Source organism: Sphingomonas sp. SRI_018 (assembly GCF_057586275.1).
Window position 1 is genome coordinate 586,952 of record NZ_JBYCZO010000002.1, and the last position, 20,818, is coordinate 607,769.

20 protein-coding genes are annotated in these 20,818 nt (G+C 68.8%); 13 read left to right on the forward strand and 7 right to left on the reverse strand.

The window, feature by feature from the left end:
* The first annotated feature begins 34 nt into the window (after positions 1 to 34).
* The 8 genes from dnaN to AC2YHA_RS14865 all read left to right on the forward strand — a co-directional run bounded on the left by dnaN (position 35) and on the right by AC2YHA_RS14865 (position 8,191).
* Positions 35 to 1,138 (forward strand): DNA polymerase III subunit beta, encoded by a 1,104-nt coding sequence (gene dnaN, locus AC2YHA_RS14830; RefSeq protein ID WP_233784255.1) that lies wholly within the window; start codon positions 35 to 37, stop codon positions 1,136 to 1,138.
* Positions 1,139 to 1,170: 32 nt separating this feature from the next.
* Positions 1,171 to 1,419 carry a hypothetical protein gene (locus AC2YHA_RS14835; RefSeq protein WP_233784254.1) on the forward strand — a complete coding sequence of 83 codons (249 nt, stop codon included), beginning with the start codon at positions 1,171 to 1,173 and terminating at the stop codon, positions 1,417 to 1,419.
* 75 nt (positions 1,420 to 1,494) lie between these two features.
* Complete coding sequence (locus AC2YHA_RS14840) at positions 1,495 to 2,292, forward strand: Coq4 family protein (protein WP_487402209.1); 798 nt, start codon at positions 1,495 to 1,497, stop codon at positions 2,290 to 2,292.
* A gap of 153 nt (positions 2,293 to 2,445) precedes the next feature.
* Positions 2,446 to 3,525 (forward strand): DNA replication/repair protein RecF, encoded by a 1,080-nt coding sequence (gene recF / locus AC2YHA_RS14845; RefSeq protein WP_233784252.1) that lies wholly within the window; start codon positions 2,446 to 2,448, stop codon positions 3,523 to 3,525.
* 285 nt (positions 3,526 to 3,810) lie between these two features.
* Positions 3,811 to 5,166, forward strand: a complete 1,356-nt coding sequence (locus AC2YHA_RS14850; RefSeq protein ID WP_406693577.1) for a methyl-accepting chemotaxis protein — start codon at positions 3,811 to 3,813, stop codon at positions 5,164 to 5,166.
* Positions 5,167 to 5,181: 15 nt separating this feature from the next.
* Positions 5,182 to 6,552, forward strand: a complete 1,371-nt coding sequence (locus AC2YHA_RS14855) for a methyl-accepting chemotaxis protein (protein WP_487402210.1) — start codon at positions 5,182 to 5,184, stop codon at positions 6,550 to 6,552.
* Between the two features lie 38 nt (positions 6,553 to 6,590).
* Positions 6,591 to 7,289, forward strand: a complete 699-nt coding sequence (locus AC2YHA_RS14860; RefSeq protein ID WP_487402211.1) for an SDR family NAD(P)-dependent oxidoreductase — start codon at positions 6,591 to 6,593, stop codon at positions 7,287 to 7,289.
* On the forward strand, positions 7,286 to 8,191 hold the full coding sequence (locus AC2YHA_RS14865; RefSeq protein WP_487402212.1) for a 50S ribosomal protein L11 methyltransferase: 906 nt from the start codon (positions 7,286 to 7,288) through the stop codon (positions 8,189 to 8,191). Before AC2YHA_RS14860 ends, AC2YHA_RS14865 begins: the two co-directional genes overlap by 4 nt.
* A gap of 217 nt (positions 8,192 to 8,408) precedes the next feature.
* Here AC2YHA_RS14865 and phhA read toward each other — a convergent pair whose 3' ends face one another.
* Positions 8,409 to 9,284: a phenylalanine 4-monooxygenase gene (phhA, locus tag AC2YHA_RS14870; protein ID WP_487402213.1), complete on the reverse strand. Its 876-nt coding sequence runs from the start codon at positions 9,282 to 9,284 to the stop codon at positions 8,409 to 8,411.
* A gap of 24 nt (positions 9,285 to 9,308) precedes the next feature.
* Between phhA and AC2YHA_RS14875 the strand changes: the two genes are divergently transcribed.
* The gene (locus AC2YHA_RS14875) at positions 9,309 to 9,995 is read left to right on the forward strand and encodes a TIGR02117 family protein (protein WP_487402214.1); all 687 of its coding nucleotides are present in this window, start codon (positions 9,309 to 9,311) and stop codon (positions 9,993 to 9,995) included.
* Positions 9,971 to 10,726 carry an alpha/beta hydrolase gene (locus AC2YHA_RS14880; protein WP_487402215.1) on the forward strand — a complete coding sequence of 252 codons (756 nt, stop codon included), beginning with the start codon at positions 9,971 to 9,973 and terminating at the stop codon, positions 10,724 to 10,726. Before AC2YHA_RS14875 ends, AC2YHA_RS14880 begins: the two co-directional genes overlap by 25 nt.
* A 91-nt stretch (positions 10,727 to 10,817) precedes the next feature.
* Here the strand turns inward: AC2YHA_RS14880 and AC2YHA_RS14885 are convergent, their stop codons facing one another.
* Positions 10,818 to 11,114, reverse strand: a complete 297-nt coding sequence (locus tag AC2YHA_RS14885) for a hypothetical protein (protein WP_487402216.1) — start codon at positions 11,112 to 11,114, stop codon at positions 10,818 to 10,820.
* 9 nt (positions 11,115 to 11,123) lie between these two features.
* Positions 11,124 to 12,167, reverse strand: a complete 1,044-nt coding sequence (locus tag AC2YHA_RS14890; RefSeq protein WP_487402324.1) for a glycerophosphodiester phosphodiesterase — start codon at positions 12,165 to 12,167, stop codon at positions 11,124 to 11,126.
* A gap of 120 nt (positions 12,168 to 12,287) precedes the next feature.
* Here AC2YHA_RS14890 and AC2YHA_RS14895 point away from each other — a divergent pair, with 120 nt between their 5' ends.
* On the forward strand, positions 12,288 to 13,205 hold the full coding sequence (locus AC2YHA_RS14895; protein WP_487402217.1) for an XdhC family protein: 918 nt from the start codon (positions 12,288 to 12,290) through the stop codon (positions 13,203 to 13,205).
* A complete protein-coding gene (locus AC2YHA_RS14900; protein WP_487402218.1) occupies positions 13,192 to 13,815 on the forward strand; it encodes a nucleotidyltransferase family protein in 624 nt (207 codons plus the stop codon). Before AC2YHA_RS14895 ends, AC2YHA_RS14900 begins: the two co-directional genes overlap by 14 nt.
* 81 nt (positions 13,816 to 13,896) lie before the next feature.
* On the opposite strand, the gene AC2YHA_RS14905 is transcribed toward AC2YHA_RS14900, so the two are convergent.
* The 4 genes from AC2YHA_RS14905 to AC2YHA_RS14920 are packed head-to-tail and all read right to left on the reverse strand — an operon-like array spanning position 13,897 to position 18,731.
* Positions 13,897 to 15,105, reverse strand: coding sequence for an ABC transporter permease (locus AC2YHA_RS14905; protein ID WP_233784241.1), 1,209 nt, complete (start codon positions 15,103 to 15,105; stop codon positions 13,897 to 13,899).
* A complete protein-coding gene (locus tag AC2YHA_RS14910; protein ID WP_487402325.1) occupies positions 15,102 to 15,818 on the reverse strand; it encodes an ABC transporter ATP-binding protein in 717 nt (238 codons plus the stop codon). The genes AC2YHA_RS14905 and AC2YHA_RS14910 overlap by 4 nt, the downstream gene beginning before the upstream one ends.
* 1 nt (position 15,819) lies before the next feature.
* The gene (locus tag AC2YHA_RS14915; RefSeq protein WP_487402219.1) at positions 15,820 to 17,217 is read right to left on the reverse strand and encodes an efflux RND transporter periplasmic adaptor subunit; all 1,398 of its coding nucleotides are present in this window, start codon (positions 17,215 to 17,217) and stop codon (positions 15,820 to 15,822) included.
* On the reverse strand, positions 17,217 to 18,731 hold the full coding sequence (locus tag AC2YHA_RS14920) for an efflux transporter outer membrane subunit (protein WP_487402220.1): 1,515 nt from the start codon (positions 18,729 to 18,731) through the stop codon (positions 17,217 to 17,219). The genes AC2YHA_RS14915 and AC2YHA_RS14920 overlap by 1 nt, the downstream gene beginning before the upstream one ends.
* Positions 18,732 to 18,867: 136 nt before the next feature.
* On the opposite strand from AC2YHA_RS14920, the gene acs reads away from it, so the two are divergent.
* Positions 18,868 to 20,805, forward strand: coding sequence for an acetate--CoA ligase (acs, locus tag AC2YHA_RS14925; protein WP_487402221.1), 1,938 nt, complete (start codon positions 18,868 to 18,870; stop codon positions 20,803 to 20,805).
* Positions 20,806 to 20,818: the final 13 nt, after the last annotated feature.

Sequence of the window (20,818 nt, forward strand, 5' to 3'; positions counted from 1 at the left end):
GCCGGCCGCATCCGGGGGCGTCCGGGGGTTTGAGATGAAGGCGACGATCGAACGCGCAACCCTGCTCAAGGGGCTGAGCCATGTCCAATCGGTGGTCGAGCGCAGGAACACCATACCGATCCTGTCCAATGTGCTGATCGAGGCATCGGGGGACGGCGCGATCCGCCTGATGGCGACCGACCTCGACCTGCAGATCGACGAGACGGTCGCGGCCGCGGTCGACCAGGCCGGCGCGACCACCGTCTCCGCCCACACGCTGTTCGACATCGCGCGCAAGCTGCCCGAAGGCAGCCAGGTGGAGCTGAGCGCCGCGGAAGGCCGCCTGGCGATTCGCGCGGGCCGCTACAATTCCTCGCTGCCGACGCTGCCGCGGGACGACTTCCCCGTGATTGCCGAGGGCGAGCTGCCGACCCAGTTCGAGCTGCCGGCGGAGACGCTCAAGCAGATCATCGACAAGACGCGCTTCGCGATCTCGACCGAGGAGACGCGCTATTACCTCAACGGCATCTTCCTCCACATCGCCGACGATTCGCTGAAGGCCGCCGCGACCGACGGCCACCGCCTCGCCCGGGTGACGGTGGCGAAGCCGGACGGTGCCGACGGGATGCCCGATGTCATCGTGCCGCGGAAAGCGGTGGGCGAGCTCCGCAAGCTGCTCGACGAGGTCGACGGATCGGTCGGGGTGTCGCTGTCGGGATCGAAGATCCGCTTCGACCTCGGCCAGGCGATCCTCACCTCCAAGCTGATCGACGGCACCTTCCCCGATTATTCGCGGGTGATCCCGACCGGCAACGACAAGCTCTTGAAGCTCGACCCGCGCAGCTTCGAGGAAGGCGTCGACCGCGTCGCCACCATCGCCAGCGAGAAGACCCGCGCGGTCAAGATGGCGGTCGACCGCGACAAGATCACCCTGTCGGTGACCTCGCCCGAGAATGGCGCGGCGGCGGAGGAAGTGCCGGGCGAATATGCCGCGATGCCGTTCGAGATCGGCTTCAACAGCCGCTACCTGCTCGACATCCTCGCGCAGATCGAGGGCGATTCGGTCGAGGTCCATCTCGCCGACGCCGCCGCCCCGACGCTGATCCGCGAGAACGACAAGGCGCCGGCGCTCTATGTGCTGATGCCGATGCGGGTTTGACGGGTCTCGCTCGAAGGAGGGCTTCGGGCGGGGTGGTCACGATCCTGCGCGGCTCGATCCAGCTTGCGATCGTCGCGCTCCTCGCTGCAGCGACGGTGTTCGTCGTGGACTGGACCGGCATCCGCTCGGCTTGGCTTCTGCTCTGGATCATCGGCATGCCCGCCGTCACGGCGAAACTGTTCGATCGCGAAGGTGAATGGCCATTGACCGCGCTCTGGCTCGTCATCTGCGCCGTGGTGGTCATGTCCCTGGACGCAGCGAGCTTCGGCTTGCTCTATTGAGCGCAGGCTCGGTTGGAACTTGATTTCCGCCTCGCCGTTGGTTACTGACACAATTGTCAGTAAGGATTCGCACCCATGGCAACGCAAGCGATCGATACCCTGCCGCGCACCAAAGTGGAAGCCGCGCCGGCTCCCGTGATCAACGCCGGCCTGCCGATGAAGCGCGACTGGCGGGCAGCCTTCACCGCGCTTCGCAAGCTGATGGCGAACGGCGACGACACCGTGCAGGTGTTCCGCATCATGCGCGCGCTCAACGCCGACACCAGCCACAAGAACTACCGCCGGCTGCTGACCAGCGTGGAGGGCGGCCGCATCGCCTATCGTCGGGTCAACCTCGCCGAGCGTTTCAGCGATCGCGCCTGGCTCGATTCGCTGCCTGAAGGATCGGTCGGCGCGCATTACCGCGCCTTCCTCGACCGGACCGGCTTCTCGGCAATGGGCCTCGCCGACATCAGCTATCAGGACGGAACCGGCTGGGAACAGGCCGAGCACCCGCACGTCTGGTTCGGCCAGCGCGAGCGCGACATCCACGACATCTGGCACATCCTGACCGGCTATACCGCCGAGGAGCATCTCGGCGAACTGTGCCTCGTCGCCTTTTCCTTTGCCCAGACCAGGGGACTCGGCTGGGGCGCGATCGCGCTTGCCGGCGCACTCAAGAGCATCCGTGTGACCAAGAGCCTCAAGGTCGTGCGCGCAGTGATCGAAGGCTATCGTCACGGCAAGCAGGCCAAGTGGCTGAACGCCGAGGATTACGAGATCCTGCTCGCCGAGCCGCTCGAGGCGGCGCGGCGGCGGCTCAACATCCTGCCGGCGATCAAATATCACGAGGCGCAGATCCACCTCGACCAGATGGGCGTGCAGGCGATCTGATCTTGGCCCAGACTCCATCCAGTTCGGATTGAAGCCTATCGGTGCTCCTGAAGGCAGGAGCTCAGGCCGCAGGCGATATCAGGTGATCCAGGGCTCCTGCTTTCGCAGGAGCACGATTCCACTTCCTTCGAACAGGCTTTAAGCGATGGCGCGATGCTGTCGCGCCTCGTCCTCACCGATTTCCGCAACCATGCGGCCGCGACGCTGGCGCCGGGGCCGGGCTTCGTCGTGCTCACCGGCGACAATGGCGCGGGCAAGACCAACGTGCTGGAGGCGGTGTCGCTGCTCGCGCCCGGGCGAGGGCTCCGACGCGCGCCCTTGTCGGAGATGGCGCGGCAGGGCGGCGCGGGTGGGTTCGGGGTCGCGGCGACGCTCGCGGGCGGAATCGAGATCGGCACCGGTACCCAGCCGTCCGCCCCTGAGCGCCGGATCGTGCGGATCAACGGTGCGCCCGCCGCGGCGACGGCGCTGGCGGAATGGGTATCGGTGCTGTGGCTGACCCCGGCGATGGACCGGCTGTTCGTCGAGCCCGCGTCGGAGCGGCGCCGTTTCCTCGACCGGCTCACGCTGGCGCTGGCGCCGGCCCATGCCCATCACGCTGCCCGATACGATGCGGCGATGCGCGCGCGCAACCGGCTATTGGCGGAGGAGGCGCCGGCCGATCCCGACTGGCTCGCCGCGCTGGAGGCGGCAATGGCCGAGCATGGCGCCGCGATCGATGCGGCGCGGCGCACCACCGTTCTGCGGCTGAACGAGCGCCTCGCCGAAGCGCCCGGCGGGTTCGCCCGTGCGGGGCTGGCGATCGAGGGAGAGGCCGCGGACGATCTCGCCGCGGCGCTGAGGGAAAGCCGCCGCCGCGATGCCGCCGCCGGCCGGACGCTGGTGGGCCCGCATCGCCAGGACCTGGCGGTGACGCATCTCGACAAGCCTGCCCCGAGCGGAGTCGAGGGGGGGCAGCCGGCTGCACTCTGCTCGACCGGCGAGCAGAAGGCACTGTTGTTCGGCATCGTCCTCGCCCATGCCGGCCTCGTCGCCGAAGCGACTGCCCGTCCGCCGGTGCTGCTGCTCGACGAGGTCGCCGCGCATCTCGACCCCGGCCGCCGCGCTGCGCTGTTCGCCGCGCTGGCCGGGATCGGGCAGGTGTGGATGACCGGCACCGAAGCCGGCCTGTTCGACGAGGTGCCTGAGCCGGCTACCCGATATCGCGTCGTCGACGGCGTTATCGAAGGCTAAGGCGGATCGACATTTGAGGTTGCGGGTCTTCCGTAGCCCGGTTCCCAGCCGTCACCCCGGACTTGTTCCGGGGTCCACCGGAAGGCAGGAACCGGACAAGAGGCTTGAGCGCCGTCCGCGAGGCTTAGTGGACCCCGGACCAAGTCCGGGGTGACGCCGAGGGGGGAGGTGTCAGCTCTCCTCAATTGTCGACCGACCCTAACCGCCGCTTAACCATTCCCGTCCTATCTCCGGCGACGACATGCGCGGCATCGTGAGTGCGCCGCGCTGACGCTGGAGACCGAGTTGACCAAGGATCTGCCGCCGCCCGGAAGCCTGAGCGCCAGGATCGACCTGCCGACGCGGCTGCGCGTGTTCGGCGTCGACGATGCGTTCGTCGAGTCGGCACGGGCGGTCTGGGACATGATCGAGCCCGAAGCGCACGGCATCGCGGCCGCTTATTGGGAACAATGGGTGGCGAGCTTCGCCGACCAGCGCGATTGGGCGCCGCACGAGACGCAGAAGATGATCGAGCTCGGCGTCACCTTCCTCCGCAATCGCTTCCTCGACACACGCGGCCGCGCCTGGGTCGATTCGATCGAACGCTCGGTCGCCTCGGCCTATGCCGCCGACATCGAGCCGATGGCGCTGCATTCGATGATCTGCGCGAGCGACCGCGTCGCGCTCGAGGCGCTGCTGCGCCGGGTCGAGCCGACCGATCCGCGGCTGCCGGCGATGATCGACGTCATCATCCGTCTCTCCAGCCTGGAAGGCGAGATCACCGAATCGATCTACGGCCTGTTCAGCGCGCATGGGCAGAGAGTCGCCCGCGACCGGCTGGCGGCGGATTTCCGCAGCAGCATCGCCTCCACCGTCGAGAGCGCGTCGACACGCGGCGTCGCCTTGCGCGACCAGGCGAGCGGGACATCGCTCGCCGCGCGCGGGATGCTGGGGAAGACGAGCGAGGTGGCGGCGGCGGCGGAGCAGTCGGCGCTGGCGATGCGAGAAGCGGCGCAGACGGCGGCGGGGCTGATTCGGGCGATCGAGGACGCGCGGATGGAGGTCGAGGCGGCGGCCGAGATCGCGACGCGGGCGTCGGCGCAGGCGAGCCAGGCGGTGGAGATGAGCGGGACGCTGAGCGATCACGCCAAGTCGATCGAATCGATCCTGGGGCTGATCCGCGACATCGCGGGTCAGACGAACCTGCTGGCGCTCAATGCGACGATCGAGGCGGCGCGGGCCGGCGACGCGGGGCGCGGCTTCGCGGTGGTGGCGCAGGAGGTGAAGAGCCTGGCCAACCAGACGGCGCGGGCGACGGACGACATTGCCGCCAAGATCGCGGCGATCCAGTCGGCGACGCGCTCGACGGTGGAGACCAATGCGTCGATCCGGATGACGGTGGACGAGGTGCAGACCTCGGCGGAGCGCATCCGCGGAGCGATGGAGGCGCAGGCGACGACGGTGACGGCGATCACCGCGGCGGTCGACGAGACCGCGCTGGCGGCCGATTCGATGTCCGCCACCATCGCCGCCATCCGTGCCGATACCGAAGCCGTCGCCTCCGAGATCGATCGGGTGGGCGAGGGCTTCGCCGCGCTCGACGGGCAATTGGGTGCGCTCAAGACCAACGCCAGCGACTTCGTCACGAAAGTTGCGGCCTGATGGGAGAGATGACTTATGGCGGAGCGGCTTCGCGCTGACCTCGGCCGCTGGAGCGGCGGCGAGCGCAGCCTCGCCGAGCGCGTCGGCGACTATGACTGGGACGGCGCCATCGCGCCGGCCTGCGCGGAAATCGTCGCGCTGGCGGGCGATCAGTTCGAGGCGGTCGCGCACGCCTTCTGGGATCATTATCTCTCGCTCGCGGCGACCGCGTCGATCCGCGACCGCTACACGCCCGAGGCGCTGGCCGAGCAGGTCGCGCTCAGCGCCCATTACACCCAGGCCAAATACGGCCAGCCCTTCGCCGAGGAATGGCGCGTGCTCGCGGAGAAGCACGCCGCCCAGTCACATCGCGCCGGCGTGCCGCTGCCGGCGCTGCTCGCCGCCCTGTCCTTCGCACACAGCCGGACGCTGGCCGCGGTCGAGGCGAGGGTCGAGGGCGATCCGGTGCGGCTGGCGCGGATCGCCGACGTGATCCAGCGGCTCGCGCTGATCGAGGCCGAGCTGCTCGCCTCGCATCTCGGCGAGCGCGATGCCCGTCAGGCCCACAAGGAGCGCAGGGCCCGCTCGCGCGAGTTCAAGGCGAGTATCGCCGAATCGATCGCCGGCACCAGCGCGCTTGGCAACGACATCCGTGTCCAGGCCGGCCAGACCGGCGCCTCCGCGCGGGGGATGCTGGGGAAGACGAGCGAGGTTGCGGCGGCGGCGGAGCAGTCGGCGCTGGCGATGCGGGAGGCGGCGCAGACGGCGGCCGGCTTGATCCGGGCGATCGAGGACGCGCGGATGGAGGTCGAGGCGGCGGCCGAGATCGCGACGCGGGCGTCGGCGCAGGCGAGCCAGGCGGTGGAGATGAGCGGGACGCTGAGTGACCACGCCAAGTCGATCGAATCGATCCTGGGGCTGATCCGCGACATCGCGGGTCAGACGAACCTGCTGGCGCTGAATGCGACGATCGAGGCGGCGCGGGCCGGCGACGCGGGGCGCGGCTTCGCGGTGGTGGCGCAGGAGGTGAAGAGCCTGGCCAACCAGACGGCGCGGGCGACGGACGACATCGCGGCGAAGATCGCGGCGATCCAGTCGGCGACGCGCTCGACGGTGGAGACCAATGCATCGATCCGGATGACGGTGGACGAGGTGCAGACCTCGGCGGAGCGCATCCGCGGAGCGATGGAGGCGCAGGCGACGACGGTGACGGCGATCACCGCGGCGGTGGACGAGACCGCGCTGGCGGCCGATTCGATGTCCGCCACTATCGCCGCCATCCGTGCCGATACCGAAGCCGTCGCCTCCGAGATCGATCGGCTCGGCCGCGAGTTCGGGGCGGTCGACGACCGGCTCGCCGCTCTCAAGCAGGCGGCCGACGACTTCTCGTCCTCGGCCGCCGCCTGACGCTTCCCAGCACGGCGCTGCCGCCCTATCCGGGGCGGATGACTCATGTGCTTCTCACCGGATCGAGCCGCGGCATCGGCGCGGCGATCGCCGCCGCGCTCGACCGGCCGGGCGTGCGCTGCGTCGGACATGGCACCGCGAGCGGTATCCGCGCCGACTTCGCCGACCCCGCCGCGCCGTTGGACTTGTGGACAAAGGCTCTCGACAGACTGGACGGCCGCATCGACGTCCTCGTCAACAACGCCGGCGTGTTCGAGGACAATCCCCTCGACCAAGTCCACGACGCCTGGACCGCGTCCTGGGAGAGGACAATGCGCATCAACCTCACCGCCGCCGCCGAACTCTGCCGCCTTGCGGTGCGCCACTGGCAGGAGCGAGGCACGGGCGGCCGCATCGTCAACATCGCCAGCCGCGCCGCCTATCGCGGCGATTCGCCGGCGCACTGGCACTATGCCGCGTCCAAGGCCGGCATGGTCGCGATGACCAAGACGATCGCGCGCGGCTATGCCCGCGAGGGCATCCTTGCCTTCGCGATCTGCCCGGGCTTCACCATGACCGGCATGGCGGACGATTATCTGGCGAGCCGCGGCGGCGACAAGCTGCTCGCCGACATCCCGCTGGGCCGGGTCGCCGAACCGGCCGAGGTGGCGGAGGCGGCGCGCTTCCTGGCGCTGGAGGCGCCGCCGTCGATGACCGGCGCGGTGATCGACATCAACGGCGCGAGTTACGTGCGATGACGAGCTGGAAGCTGACTCTCCCCTGCACCCGCGCCGAGGCGGAGGCGATCGAGATCGGCGATGCGCTCGCCGCGATCGAGCCGGTGCCAGTGCTGATGACCAGCGAGCGCGTGGTCGACGATCCGAACGCGTGGCAGCTCGATGCCTATTTCGAAGCGAAGCCCGGCAAGGCGGCGATCGCCAGCCTCCGCGCGCTGGTGCCGAGTGCGGGCGATGCCGAGCCGGTGGTCGAGAAGCTGGCGGAGGAGGACTGGGTGACGCTGAGCCAGGCCGGCATCGAGCCGGTCGCGACGCGGCGCTTCTATGTCCATACCGGCACCAACAAGGGCGAGGTGCCGATGGGCGCCAAGGCGTTCCGGATCGAGGCGGGGCTCGCCTTCGGCACCGGGACGCATGAGACCACCTCGGGCTGCCTGATGATGCTGGAGGCGATCAGGGCGCAGGGCGCGGTGGTGCGCAATCTGATCGATCTCGGCACTGGGACCGGCTTGCTGGCCTTCGCCGCGATGCATCTGTGGCCGCGCGCCTATGCCACCGCGACCGACATCGATCCGGTGGCGATCGACGTCACCGTCGAGAATGCGGGGGTGAATGGCGTGCCCCTCGGCCTGCATCCGGGCGAACTGGCGCTGACCGTGGCCGATGGCGCCGCCGATCCGTTGGTGCTGGCGCGGGCGCCCTACGATCTGGTGATCGCCAATATCCTGGCGGGGCCGCTGATCGCCATGTCGGCCGACTTCGCTGCGCTGACGGCGCCGGGCGGGCAGATCGTGTTGGCGGGGTTGCTCACCAGCCAAGCCGATGCGGTCGCGCGCGCCTATCGGCGGCATGGCTGTCGGGTGGCGGGGCGGATCGAGCGAGGGGACTGGACGATCCTGCGTCTTCGCAAGCGGCGGCGCTGATATTGGTTCACGCGAAGGCGCGAAGAAGAAGGAAGAATTTGTTCACGCGGAGACGCGGAGGACGCGGAGAGTGCGTCGCCTGCCGCCATCTCAGCCGCGCCAGCAGCCTTCATGCTTATCGCTCGCTACAGGTTGAAAGGTCTCGCTGACGCGAGACGGGGCCACAGGCGAGACACCTCCGCGTCCTCCGCGTCTCCGCGTGAACAAAAAATAAGCCTCACGCCTGAGCCGCTCGCTCCCGTGCATAGGTTTGGGTGCCGTGCGTGATCACCTCGTCGCCCGCGATGATCTCGCCGACCGGGATGTCGGGGAGCGGCAGGATCTCCGCATACAGCGGGGCGAAGTCGGTCTCGACCGTCACGCGCAGCAGCTCGTCGAAGCTGGGCACGACGAAATAATTCTGCTGGAAGTCATCGATACGGTATTCGGTGCGCATTACGCGCCGCAGATCGAACATGATCCGGTTGGGGCTGGGATCGTCGAGCGCGAACTGCGATTCGGCATAGCTGGAGACGATGCCGGAGCCGTAGATGCGCAGCCCGTCAGGCTCGGCGATCAGGCCGAACTCGACCGTGTACCAGTAGAGGCGGGCGAGCTGCTTGAGCGCGCCCAGCTCCAGCGCGCGCAGGCCGCCGCGGCCATAGGCGGCGAGATAGTCGGCGAACACCGGATCGGCGAGCATCGGCACATGGCCGAACACGTCGTGGAAGACGTCCGGCTCCTGGAGATAGTCGAGCTGGTCGGGACGGCGGATGAAATTGCCCGCGACGAAGCGGCGATTGGCCATATGGTCGAAGAACACGTCGTCGGGCACCAGTCCCGGCACCGCCACCACCTGCCACCCCGTGAGCTTCGTCAGCCGTTCCGACAGCTCCTCGAAATTGGGGATGCCGCCGTCGGAAAGCTTGAGCGCATGCAGCCCGCGCAGATACGCCTCCGATGCGCGGCCGGGGAGCAGCTTCGCCTGGCGGGCGAACAGCGTGTCCCAGGTGGCGTGCTCCTCCGCGGTATAGTGCTGCCAATCCTGCGGGATCGTCCAATCGGCGGCAGCGCCTTCGGGCGGGGAATCGAGTACATGGGTGTCTTCGGCCATAGCGCGAGCATAGCATAGTTGCAGATGAAACGAAGTGGTGGGCGACGGATCGCGACATGGCTCGGCCGGGGGGCGGCGGCGATCGCGCTGGCGATCCTCGCCTATGCCACGGCCGGACTGATCGGCGGCAGCATCCCGGCGAACCGCGGCTGGCATCCGCCGGAACAGGGCGTGCGCATCTACGTCGAGGACAATGGCGTGCACACCGGCATCGTCGTGCCCGTGTCGGCAGAGGGAGTGGATTGGGGTGATCTCGTGCGGCCGGAACATTTCCGCGAGCCGCGCTACGCCGGCTACGGCTGGCGGAGCTTCGGCTGGGGCGATCGCGATTTCTATCTCAACACGCCGACCTGGTGGGACGTGAGCCCACGTCTCGTCCTGCGCAGCGCGATCGGCAGCGACACCACCGTGATCCACGTCGACGCGATTCCCGAACCGCGCGTCGGGCCCGGCGTGCGCTCGATCGTGCTGAGGCCCGAGGAATATCGCCGCCTTGCCGCTTTCATCCGGGCGAGCTTCGCGGAACAGGCGGGCCGCCGCTTCGGTTATGGTGCCTATGACGCCTTCTACACCGCGCGCGGCCGCTACAGCGCGATTCGCACCTGCAACAGCTGGACCGGCGAGGCGCTGCGTGCAGCGGGGGTCAGGATTGGCGCATGGACGCCCTTTCCCGTAACGGTGATGACATGGCTGCCCGCGCCCTCAAGCTGAAGCCGCCGCCCGCCCGGCTGTGGATCAGCGAATGGCCGCGCGGCGCGATCAATGCGGCGCGACTTGCCGGAGCCAGGCGGCGGCTGCGGGAGGTGCCGCGGGGCGACGGCCGGCCGGTGCTGGTGCTGCCGGGGCTGTTCAACTCGGACCGGTCGAACTTCGCGTTGCGCGGCTATCTCAATCGGCTCGGCTATCGAGCTTTTCCCTGGACGCTAGGGCGCAATCTCGGCGCGCGGACGATCGGCGTGGAGGGCGAGCGGCTGTTCGCGCGGATCGCGGCGGTGGCGGCGGAGGCGGGCGCGCCGGTGACGCTGATCGGGGTGAGCCTCGGCGGGATCATGGCACGGCTGGCGGCGCATCGCCGGCCCGATCTGGTGCGCGAGGTGATCACGGTGAGCTCGCCCTTCGCCGGCGATCCGCGCGCGACCAATGTGTGGCGTGCCTTCGAATGGCTGACCGGCGAGCGTATCGACGACCCCCGCGTCGCCGCGCTGCGTGAGGAGATCGCGCGGCCGTTGCCGGTGCCGGCCACCGCGATCTGGAGCGCCTCGGACGGTCTGGTGAACGGACGCGCCTGCCGGATCGAAGGGGAAAAGGCGATCGAGGTGGTGAGCAGCCATGTCGGCGTGCAGCTCAACCCTGACGTGTTGGTGATCATCGCGCAGGTGCTTGGCGCCACTGTCCCTCTCCCTTTGGGAGAGGGAAGGAGTGCCGAAGGCGCGGGAGGGTGAGGGGGACCGCGGCTAGTGAGGTGTCGCCCTCACCCTCCCATCGCTGACGCGATGGGCCCCTCCCTCTCCCAAAGGGAGAGGGGTTTTAGGATCAATTCTGGGTTGCAGGATCACCCGCGCGATAGCCGCCATATTGCGCGCACTGCGGATCGTCGGGATTCTTCTTGCAGTGCTTTTCCCACTGCTTGCGCTGTTTGCCCTCTTCCGCCTCCTGCTTGCGCATCTTGCGGCCGTAGTTGCGGTCGGCCTCCTCCTGGCTGGTGGTCGACCAGTCGACGGCCTGGCTGCCCGCCTTCACCGGCAGCGTGGCGACGTCCCACGCCGCCTTGGCGACGCAGCCGCCGGTCACGAGGCCGGCGAGCGGCAGGAGAAGCACGAACTTACGCATGGAACATCCTCAATGGCCGACGATGAAATGATCGCGGGCCTCGACGCCATCTAGCGGAAAATCGGTGAAAAAGCCATCGATGCCCAGCGCGAGCTGGCGGGCGATGTCGCCCTGGATGCGGCCGTGCGTGCGCGGATCGGGGCCGGCACGGAACAGGGGCGGCAGGAAGAAATTCTCGGCCCGGAAGGTCCAGGGATGGACCTTGAGTCCCGCGGCGTGTGCATCGGCGACCAGGCTGGACGGCGGACCGTCGCCTTTCACCACCATGTCCCTGTTGGGGCCGATGCCATAGGCATAAGCGGCGACCGCCTTCAGTCCCTCAGGCATCGCCATCGCAGCATAGCTCGGCTCGGCGCCGTCGGCCGGGCCGCCCTCCGCATCCATGAGCTGGATCAGGCGTACCTTGGTCTGGGTGTGGAGGCGCTTCAGGTTCTCGACCTCGAACGACTGGATGAACACCGGCGCGTCGGCGCGGTCCCAATCGGCCTTCTTGAGCTCGGCGAGCAGCAGGCCGTCGGTTGGGTGGCCGATCGCGGCGAAATAGGTCGGGTGCTTGGTCTCCGGATAGACGCCGACGTTGTGCCGCTTCGCCAGCGCGATCACCTCGGCGAAGGTCGGGATCTCGAACCGGCCGTCATACTTCGCATTGTCGGGACGGAGCTGCGGCAGCCGTTCCTTGGCGCGCAGCGTCTTGAGCTCGGAGAGCGTGAAATCCTCGGTGAACCAGCCGGTCATCGTCACGCCGTCGATGGTCTTGGTCGCCTTGCGGTCGGCGAACTCGGGATGGGCGGCGACGTCGGTCGTGTCGGTGATGTTGTTCTCATGCCGCGCGACCAGCACGTCGTCCTTGGTCGGCACCAGATCGGGCTCGATGAAGTCGGCGCCCTGCTCGATCGCGAGCTCGTAGGCGGCGAGCGTGTGCTCGGGCCTGAGGCCGCTGGCGCCGCGATGGGCGATGACGATCGTCTTGGAGCTGTCCATCGCGCCAGCCTGCACCGGCGCGGCGAGCAGCGCCAGCAGGAGGATGTTGCCGAGGCGGAACAAGCGCGTCATCATCGGGGAAACCAACCCATCTCCAAGCGTTACCGCGGCATGTCCGCCGGGGCGAGGCCGATGCATTCCACCGCCGAGAAGTCACGCGTATGACGCTGCGCCCCGAAAGCCGCACGAACCATGGCCGATAACGATTCCGTCCTTGCCGCCGCACGCGCATGGAAGGGGGCGCCGATGGCGCTGGCCACGGTGGTGTCGACCTGGGGCTCGGCGCCGCGGCCGAGGGGCTCGCATATGATCGTCCACCAGGACGGACGGTTCGAGGGATCGGTGTCGGGCGGCTGCGTCGAGACCGACATCCTCACCACCGCCGCCGAGGTGATCGCGGGCTCGCCGGCGGTGCTCAAGACCTATGGCGTCGCCGATGCCGCGGCCTGGGAGGTGGGGCTGCCATGCGGCGGCGAGATCGCCGTGCTGGTGCAGCCGGTGTCGGCGGAGGGATTCGATCCGGAGCTGTTCGACCGCATCGACGAGGCACGCGCCGAGGGGCGGGCGCTCAGCGTCAACACCGACCTCGGCAGCGGACAAAGCAGCCTCCGCCCGTTAGAGGCGGGATTCGTCAACCGTTACGATCCGCCGCGCCGGCTGCTGATCGTCGGCGCGGTTCAGATCGCGCAGGCGCTCGCCGGCATGGCGCGAGAGCTGGGGGTGAAGACCACCGTAATCGATCCCCGCGCCCGCTTCCTCACTGAAGAGCGCTTTCCCGGCGTGACGCTCGACGATCGCTGGCCGGACGAGGCGATCGTCGCCTATGCCCCCGATCCGGCGACGGCGGTGGTGACGCTCAGCCACGACACCAAGATCGACGATCCCGCCCTCATCGCCGCATTGTCGGCGCCGACCGGCTATGTCGGTGCGCTGGGATCGCGCAAAAGCCACGCCGCGCGGCGCGAACGATTGGCCGCCGCCGGCGTTGGAGAGGCCGATCTCGCCCGGATCGACGGGCCGGTCGGGCTCGACATCGGCGCGGTCGGCCCGGCCGAGATCGCGCTTTCGATCGCTGCCGCCATGGTGAGGGCCTTCCATGATCCGAGCTGAAGACACCGCCCTCGTCCTGCTCGCCGCCGGCCGCTCGCTCCGCTTCGACGGTGCCAGCCGCGACAAGCTCGCTGAGGAATTCCTCGACAAGCCGCTTGCGCTCCACGTCGTCGTCGCGCTGGAGGCGGTGCCGTTCAAGCGCCGGATCGCGGTGGTATCCGGCACCGTCGTCGATTTCGCCGCGTGCGGCTATGAGGTGGTGACCAATCCCGAGCCCGAGCGCGGCATGGCACGCTCGCTGCATTTCGGTATCGACGCGGCGCAGAAGGCCGGTGCGGAGGCGGTGATGATCGCGCTTGCCGACATGCCGCGCGTCACGGCCGCGCACATCTACCGTCTGCTCGACTATGCCAGCGGGCCGGATGCGGTGCTCGCTTCCAGCGACGGCGTTGCCCCGCGTCCGCCGGCGCTGTTCGGGCGTAACCACTTCGACGAACTGATGAAGCTGGAAGGCGACCAGGGCGCGCGTAAGATCATCGCCGGCGCCCATCACGTCATCACCTCCGAGGCCGAGCTGGTCGACATCGACACGGTCGAGGACCTGCAGCGGCTGCGCAGGCTCTACGGCCTCGGCGACGACGGGGAGGGGCACGACCGCTCCGAGAGATAACCGTCATCCCGGCGGAAGCCGGGATCTCCAGCGAAGGCGCGATGCGGCATGAGATCCCGGCTTTCGCCGGGATGACGGACTTTATTCGTGCCGCAGCGCGTCGATCGGGTTCAGCGCCGCTGCGCGCTGTGCGGGGAAATAGCCGAACACCACGCCGATCAGCGCCGAGATGGCGAAGGCGACGAAGTTGATCTGCGGATCGAACAGATAGTCGACCTGGATCAGCGGCGAGATCACGATCACCGCAATCTGCCCGAGCACTAGTCCGACCAGGCCGCCCAGCATCGACAGCACGATCGATTCGACCAGGAACTGCATCAGCACCTCGCTGGCCACCGCGCCGATCGCCAGGCGAATGCCGATCTCGCGCGTGCGCTCGGTCACCGACACCAGCATGATGTTCATGATGCCGATGCCGCCGACCACCAGGCTGATCGCCGCCACCGCCGCGACGATGCCGGTGAGCATGGTTGTCGATTGAGTGAGCGCGTCGCTGATCTGCTTGGTATCGAAGATGTTGAAGTCGTCGTCCTTGCCCGCGGTGATGTTGCGCCGCTCGCGCAGGAGGTCCTCGATCGATGCCTGGACGGTGGCGGTCGAATAATCGTCGTCGACGCCGACCAGGATCAGCCGGATGTCGCGGGTGCCGGTGAAGCGGCGCTGCACCGCCTTGATCGGCATGATGACGACATCGTCCTGGTCGCCGCCGAAGCCCTGCTGGCCGCGGGTCGAGAGCACGCCGATCACGTCGCACGAGATGCCGCCGATCCGCATTCGCGTGCCCACCGCGCGGCCGCCGCGGTAGAGATTGGTGTAGACTGTGCTGCCGATGATGCACGCGGCCTTGCCCGCCGCTTCCTCCATCGGGGTGAAGGTGCGGCCCTGCTGCGTCGGCCAGGGCTGGACCTGGAAATAGGCGTTGGTGGTGCCGTTGATTGTGGTCGACCAGTTGGAGCCCTCGTAGATCGCGGTGCCGGTCGACTGCGCTTGCGGGGCGACCGCGGTGACGCCGGTGATCTGGTGCTGGATCGCCTCGACGTCCTCGGGCTTGAAGTCGGGCGGGCGCGGCCCGCCGCCGCCGCGGCCGAAGCCCTGACCGGGGCGGATCTGGAGCACGTTGGTGCCGAGCGCGGCGATCTGCTTCTGCACCGCCGCGGTGGTCGCCTTGCCCAGCGTCACCATCGTCACCACCGCCGCCACGCCGATGACGATGCCGAGGATGGTGAGGAACGAGCGCAGGATATGGCGCCGGATCGACCGGATCGCGAGGACGAAGGTCGTGCCGATCATGCCACCGGCGCTCCCTGCCGGTGGTTCTCCTCGATCCGCTCGACCAGCCCGTCCTTGAAGTGGACGACCGTGTGGGCGAACGCCGCCATGTCGGGCTCGTGCGTCACCATGAGCACGGTGATGCCGCTGTTCCTGTTGAGGTCGGTCAACAGCTCCATGATCTCGATCGAGCGTTCGCTGTCGAGATTGCCGGTCGGCTCGTCGGCGAGCAACACGGCGGGTTCGGTCACGATCGCGCGGGCGATGGCGACGCGCTGCTGCTGGCCGCCGGAGAGCTCGGCCGGGGTATGGTCCCACCATTCGGCGAGGCCGACCTTGTCGAGCGCGGCCATGCCCTGGTCGTGACGCGCCTTGCGGTCCTCGCCGCGGTAGAGCAGCGGCAGCTCGACATTCTCGAGCGCGCTGGTGCGCGAGAGCAGGTTGAAGCCCTGGAACACGAAGCCGAGGTAGCGCCGCCGCAGCAGTGCGCGCTGGTCGCGGTCGAGCGTCTCGACATGATGGCCGCGGAACAGGAAGGTCCCTTCGGTCGGCACGTCGAGGCAGCCGAGGATGTTCATCGTCGTCGACTTGCCGGAGCCCGACGGGCCCATCACCGCGACGAAATCGCCGGCCTGGATGTCGAGGTCGACGCCCTTCAGCGCCTGGAAGGCGGTCGGCCCCTCGCCATAGGTCTTGGTGACCCCGCGCAGCGAGATGATCGGATCACCGGCCACGTCAGCCACCGCCGCCCGGACCGCCCGAGCGCTGGCGCCGCTGACCCTTGGTGGCGGCGCGGTCGCTGTTGCCGGAGAGCTGGCCGGTGATCACCTGCATGCCCGGCTTGAGGTCGCCGCCGGTCACTTCGGTGACGGTGCCGTCGGTGTCGCCGGTGGTGATCTGGATCGGCTTGGGATTGCCCTGCTCGTCCTTGACGTAGATCGTCTGCTGCGCGCCGCGGTCGGTGGTGACCTCGCGTTGCGCCCGGTTGCCGATGCGGCGCGGCCGCATGCCGATCGCGCCGGTGATGCCTCCGCCCGACTGGGCGGTTGTCGCCGTCTGGGGGCGGAAGCGGAGGGCGGCGTTGGGGACGAGTAGGACATTCCCCTTCTGCGTGGTGACGATGTCGGCGGTTGCCGTCATGCCAGGACGGAGCTCGAGTGTCGGATTGCCGACGGTCAAGTCCGCGGCATAGGATACCACCTGCCCTTGCGTGCTCGACGTACCGCTGGTGGAAGAGGACGATGACGACGTCGCGTTGGCGACCGTCAGGTTCGATCCCAGGTCGACGCGGGTGATCACCGCCGGGAAGGTCTTGCCCGGGAAGGCGTCGACGGTGAACTTGGCGTTCTGGCCGAGCTGGACCTGGCCGACGTCGGCCTCGTCGATCGCGACCTCCAGCTTCATCTTGGAGAGGTCCTCGGCGATCACGAACAGCGTCGGCGTGTTGAACGAGGCGGCGACGGTCTGGCCCGGATCGACCTGGCGCGCGAGCACCACGCCCGACACCGGCGAGACGATCACCGCACGGGCGCGCTGGGTGCGCGACTGGGCGAGCTGCGCCTCGGCCTGCGCCACCGACGCCTGCGACGCCTTGAGCGAAGCGACTGCGCGCTGATAATTGGCCTGCGCGGTCGCCATCTCGGTCTTGGCCGGTACGCGGCCGCCCGACAGGCGCGACACCTCCTCCATCCGGCGCAGCTGCGCCTGCGCCTCGGCGACGGTCGCCTGCTGGACGCCGACCTGCGCGCGGTTGTTGGCGATCTGCGCCTCGCCTTGACGGATCTGGTCGTCGATCTGCTCGGGATCGATCAGCGCGAGCGGCTGGCCGGCGGTGACGCGGTCGTTGACGTCGACCATCACCTTGGTGACCAGGCCCGACAGCTGCGAGCCCACCGTCACCTGGTTGGTCGGCGCGAGCTTGCCGGTCGCCGAGACGGTGACGGTGAGATTGCCCCGCCGCGCCGCCTGCGTCTCGAACTCGGGCTTGCCGGCGGTACCGAACACGCAGCGCGAGACGAGCAGCGCGAGCAGCAGCAGGACGACGACGATCGCCACCCATTTCGCCCAGCGGCGCCAGGCAGGTGCCTTCTTGGCGCCGAGGAAATCGTTGAGCTCTGCGGTGTTGGTAGCCATCAGCGATCCTGCAGCGGTGGCGAAGGGAGTGCGGCCTCGGAAACGACGCCCTGCGGCGCGCCGGCCGGCGGCGCTTCGGGGACGGCGGCGCTGTTCCAGCCACCGCCGAGCGCCACGTAGAGCTGGACGAGCGCGGTCGCCCGGTCGCTCTGCGCCTGGGTCAGTCCGTTGCGCGCGGAGAGCAGCGACGCCTCGGCCTGGTTGAGTGTGGTGAAGTCGGTGAGCCCGGCCTGATACTGGCTGCGCGAGAGGATTGCGGTGGTGTTCGCCGCATCCAGCGCAACGGCGAACTCGCGCTCGCGCGTCTCGGCCGCCTTGAGCGCGACGATCGCGTTCTCGACATCCTCCAGCGCGGTCAGCACGGTGCCCTTGTAGGCGAACAGCGCGCCGTCCGCCGCCGCCTCGTTCGACCTGACCTGCGAGCGCACGCGGCCGCCGTCGAAGATGAGCTGGGTGAGGCCGGCGAACACGCTGCCGGTGATGATATCGCCGATCGAACCCAGTGTGTTGGCGTTGGTGTCGATGCTGCCGGTGAGGCGCAGCGCGGGGTAGAGCTGCGCCTTGGCGACGCCGATCTGGGCGGTCGCGGACGCGAGGTTGCGCTCGGCGGCGAGCACGTCGGGACGCTGGCGCAGCGTCTCGGCCGGGATGCCGACGCCGACCGTCTTCGGGCCCTCGGGGATCGGCCTCACCGCCTCCATCTCGCCTTTGAGCGCGCCTGGCGCCTGGCCGGTCAGGACCGCGAGGCGCGAGACCGCAGCATTGTAGCTCTGCTCGATCGGCGGGATCGAGGCGGCGGTCTGCGCCCGCTGCGAGCGCGCCTGCTCCTGGTCGAGCGAGGAGACGAGGCCCGCCTGCACGCGCCACTGCGCTATCTGCAGATTGTCGTTCTGGATCGCGAGCGATGCCTTGGCATTGACGAGGTTCGCCTGCGCCTGCCGCGCGAGCATGTAGTTGCGCGCGATCTCCGACTGGGTCGAGATCAGCACCGAGGCATAGTTGTAGCCCGTCGCCTGATATTGCGCGCGGCTGCTCTCGATGCCGCGGCGGACGCCGCCGAACAGGTCGACCTGATAGGAGGCGTCGGCGCCGATCGAGAAGCTGTCGTTCGAGCTGCGCGAGATGTTGGTGACGGTGCCGTCGGGCAGGGTGATCGTGCTGGTGCCGCCGCGGATGTTGACGTTGCGCGAATAATTGCCCGACCCGCTGACGCTGGGCAGCAGGTCGGCGCGCGCCTGTACCAGCGATTCGCGCGCCTGGCGGAGCCGCGTCACCGCCTGCGCGACGTCGAGGTTGGTGGCGGCGGCGCTCGCGACCAGCCGCTGGAGCAGCGGGTCGTCGAAGCGCGTCCACCATTGGGTCAGGTCCTCGCGTCGGGTGCTGTCCGCCGGCACCGAATAGGCATCCGGCACGCCGAGCTGATCCGCGGTCCTCGGGTAATAGTCCGGTCCCACGGCGCAGCCGGCGAGCGCGCCCGAGGCGGTCAGGATGACGAGCAGGCTACGCGGCATCATGCGCGATGAGATGACCGGACAAGGCCCGGCCGTCCAGCGGATTTATGTCGCGAATTGTCGTCGATCGGAAATGTTCGTTCAGACTTGCGCCCTCCCATGCCCGTTGGGCAAAGGGCGCGGCGAAGGAGAATTGCGCATGGCCGACGTCTATCCGGTTCCAGAGGAATGGGCGCGTCATGCGCGGGTCGACGGGGCTCGGTATCGGGCGATGTACGAGGCGTCGCTCGCCGATCCCGACGGCTTCTGGCTGGAGCAGGCCAAGCGGCTCGACTGGGTCGTGCCGCCGAGCAAGGCGGGCGAGTGGAGCTTCGCCGAGGCGGACTTCGGCATCCGCTGGTTCGCCGACGGCCGGCTCAACGTCGCCGCCAACTGCCTCGACCGCCATCTCGCCAGCCGCGGTGGCGACACGGCGCTGATCTGGGAGCCCGACGATCCCGCCGAAGGGCCGAGGCGCTTCACCTATCTCCAGCTGTTCGAGGAGGTGTGCCGCTTCGCCAACGTGCTGAAGGCGGAGGGCGTCAGGAAGGGCGACCGCGTCACCATCTACATGCCGATGATCCCCGAGGCGGCGTTCGCGGTGCTCGCCTGCGCACGGATCGGGGCGATCCATTCGGTAGTGTTCGGCGGCTTCTCGCCCGACGCTCTCGCCGGCCGCATCCAGGATTGCGATTCGAAGATCGTCGTCACCGCCGACGAGGGCCGCCGCGGCGGCAAGCGCGTGCCGCTCAAGGCGAACGTCGATGCGGCCGCGGCGCGCACGCCGAGCCTCGAGCGCGTGATCGTGGTCAAGGCGACGGGCGGCGACATCGTGATGGGCGAGCGCGACGTCTGGTATCACGATGCGGCGGCCAGGGTCTCCGCCGACTGCCCGGCCGAGGCGATGGACGCCGAGGACCCGCTGTTCATCCTCTACACCTCGGGATCGACGGGGAAGCCCAAGGGTGTGCTGCACAGCTCGGCAGGATATCTGCTGTGGGCGAGCCTCACCCATGAGCTGGTGTTCGATTACCGGCCGGGGCAGGTCTATTGGTGCGCGGCCGACATCGGCTGGGTGACCGGGCACAGCTACATCCTCTACGGCCCGCTCGCCAACGGCGCGACCACGCTGATGTACGAAGGCGTGCCCAACTGGCCTGACGCCAGCCGCATCTGGCAGGTGGTCGACCGCCACCAGGTCGAGATCCTCTACACCGCCCCGACGGCGCTGCGCGCGCTGATGCGCGAGGGCGACGAGCATGTGGCCAGCACCAGCCGCAAGAGCCTCAAGCTGCTCGGCACCGTCGGCGAGCCGATCAATCCCGAGGCATGGCGCTGGTATTACGACGTGGTCGGCGAGGGCCGCTGCCCGATCGTCGATACCTGGTGGCAGACCGAGACCGGCGGCCACATGATCACCCCGCTGCCCGGCGCGACCGACCTCAAGCCCGGCAGCGCGACGATGCCCTTCCTCGGCATCGAGCCGCAGGTGGTGGATACCGAAGGCAAGGTGCTGGAGGGCGCGACCGAGGGCAATCTGGTGATCGCGCGCAGCTGGCCGGGGCAGATGCGCACCGTGTGGGGCGATCATGCGCGCTTCTTCCAGACCTATTTCACCACCTATCGCGGCAAATATTTCACGGGCGACGGCTGCCGCCGCGACGAGGACGGATACTGGTGGATCACCGGCCGGGTCGACGACGTCATCAACGTCTCCGGCCACCGCATGGGCACCGCCGAGGTCGAGAGCGCGCTGGTGCTCCACCCCAAGGTCGCCGAGGCGGCGGTGGTCGGGATGCCGCACGACGTGAAGGGGCAGGGCATCTATGCCTATGTCACGCTCAACGCCGGCGAGACGGCGAGCGAGGCGCTCCGCACCGAGCTGGTCAAATGGGTCCGCACCGAGATCGGCCCGATCGCGACGCCGGACGCGCTCCAGTTCGCGCCGGGCCTGCCCAAGACGCGCTCGGGCAAGATCATGCGCCGCATCCTGCGCAAGATCGCGGAAGGGGACATGTCGAACCTCGGCGACACGAGCACGCTCGCCGATCCGGCGGTGGTCGACGATCTGGTGGCGAACCGGGTGGGAAAGATCTAGAAATGCGGTGACG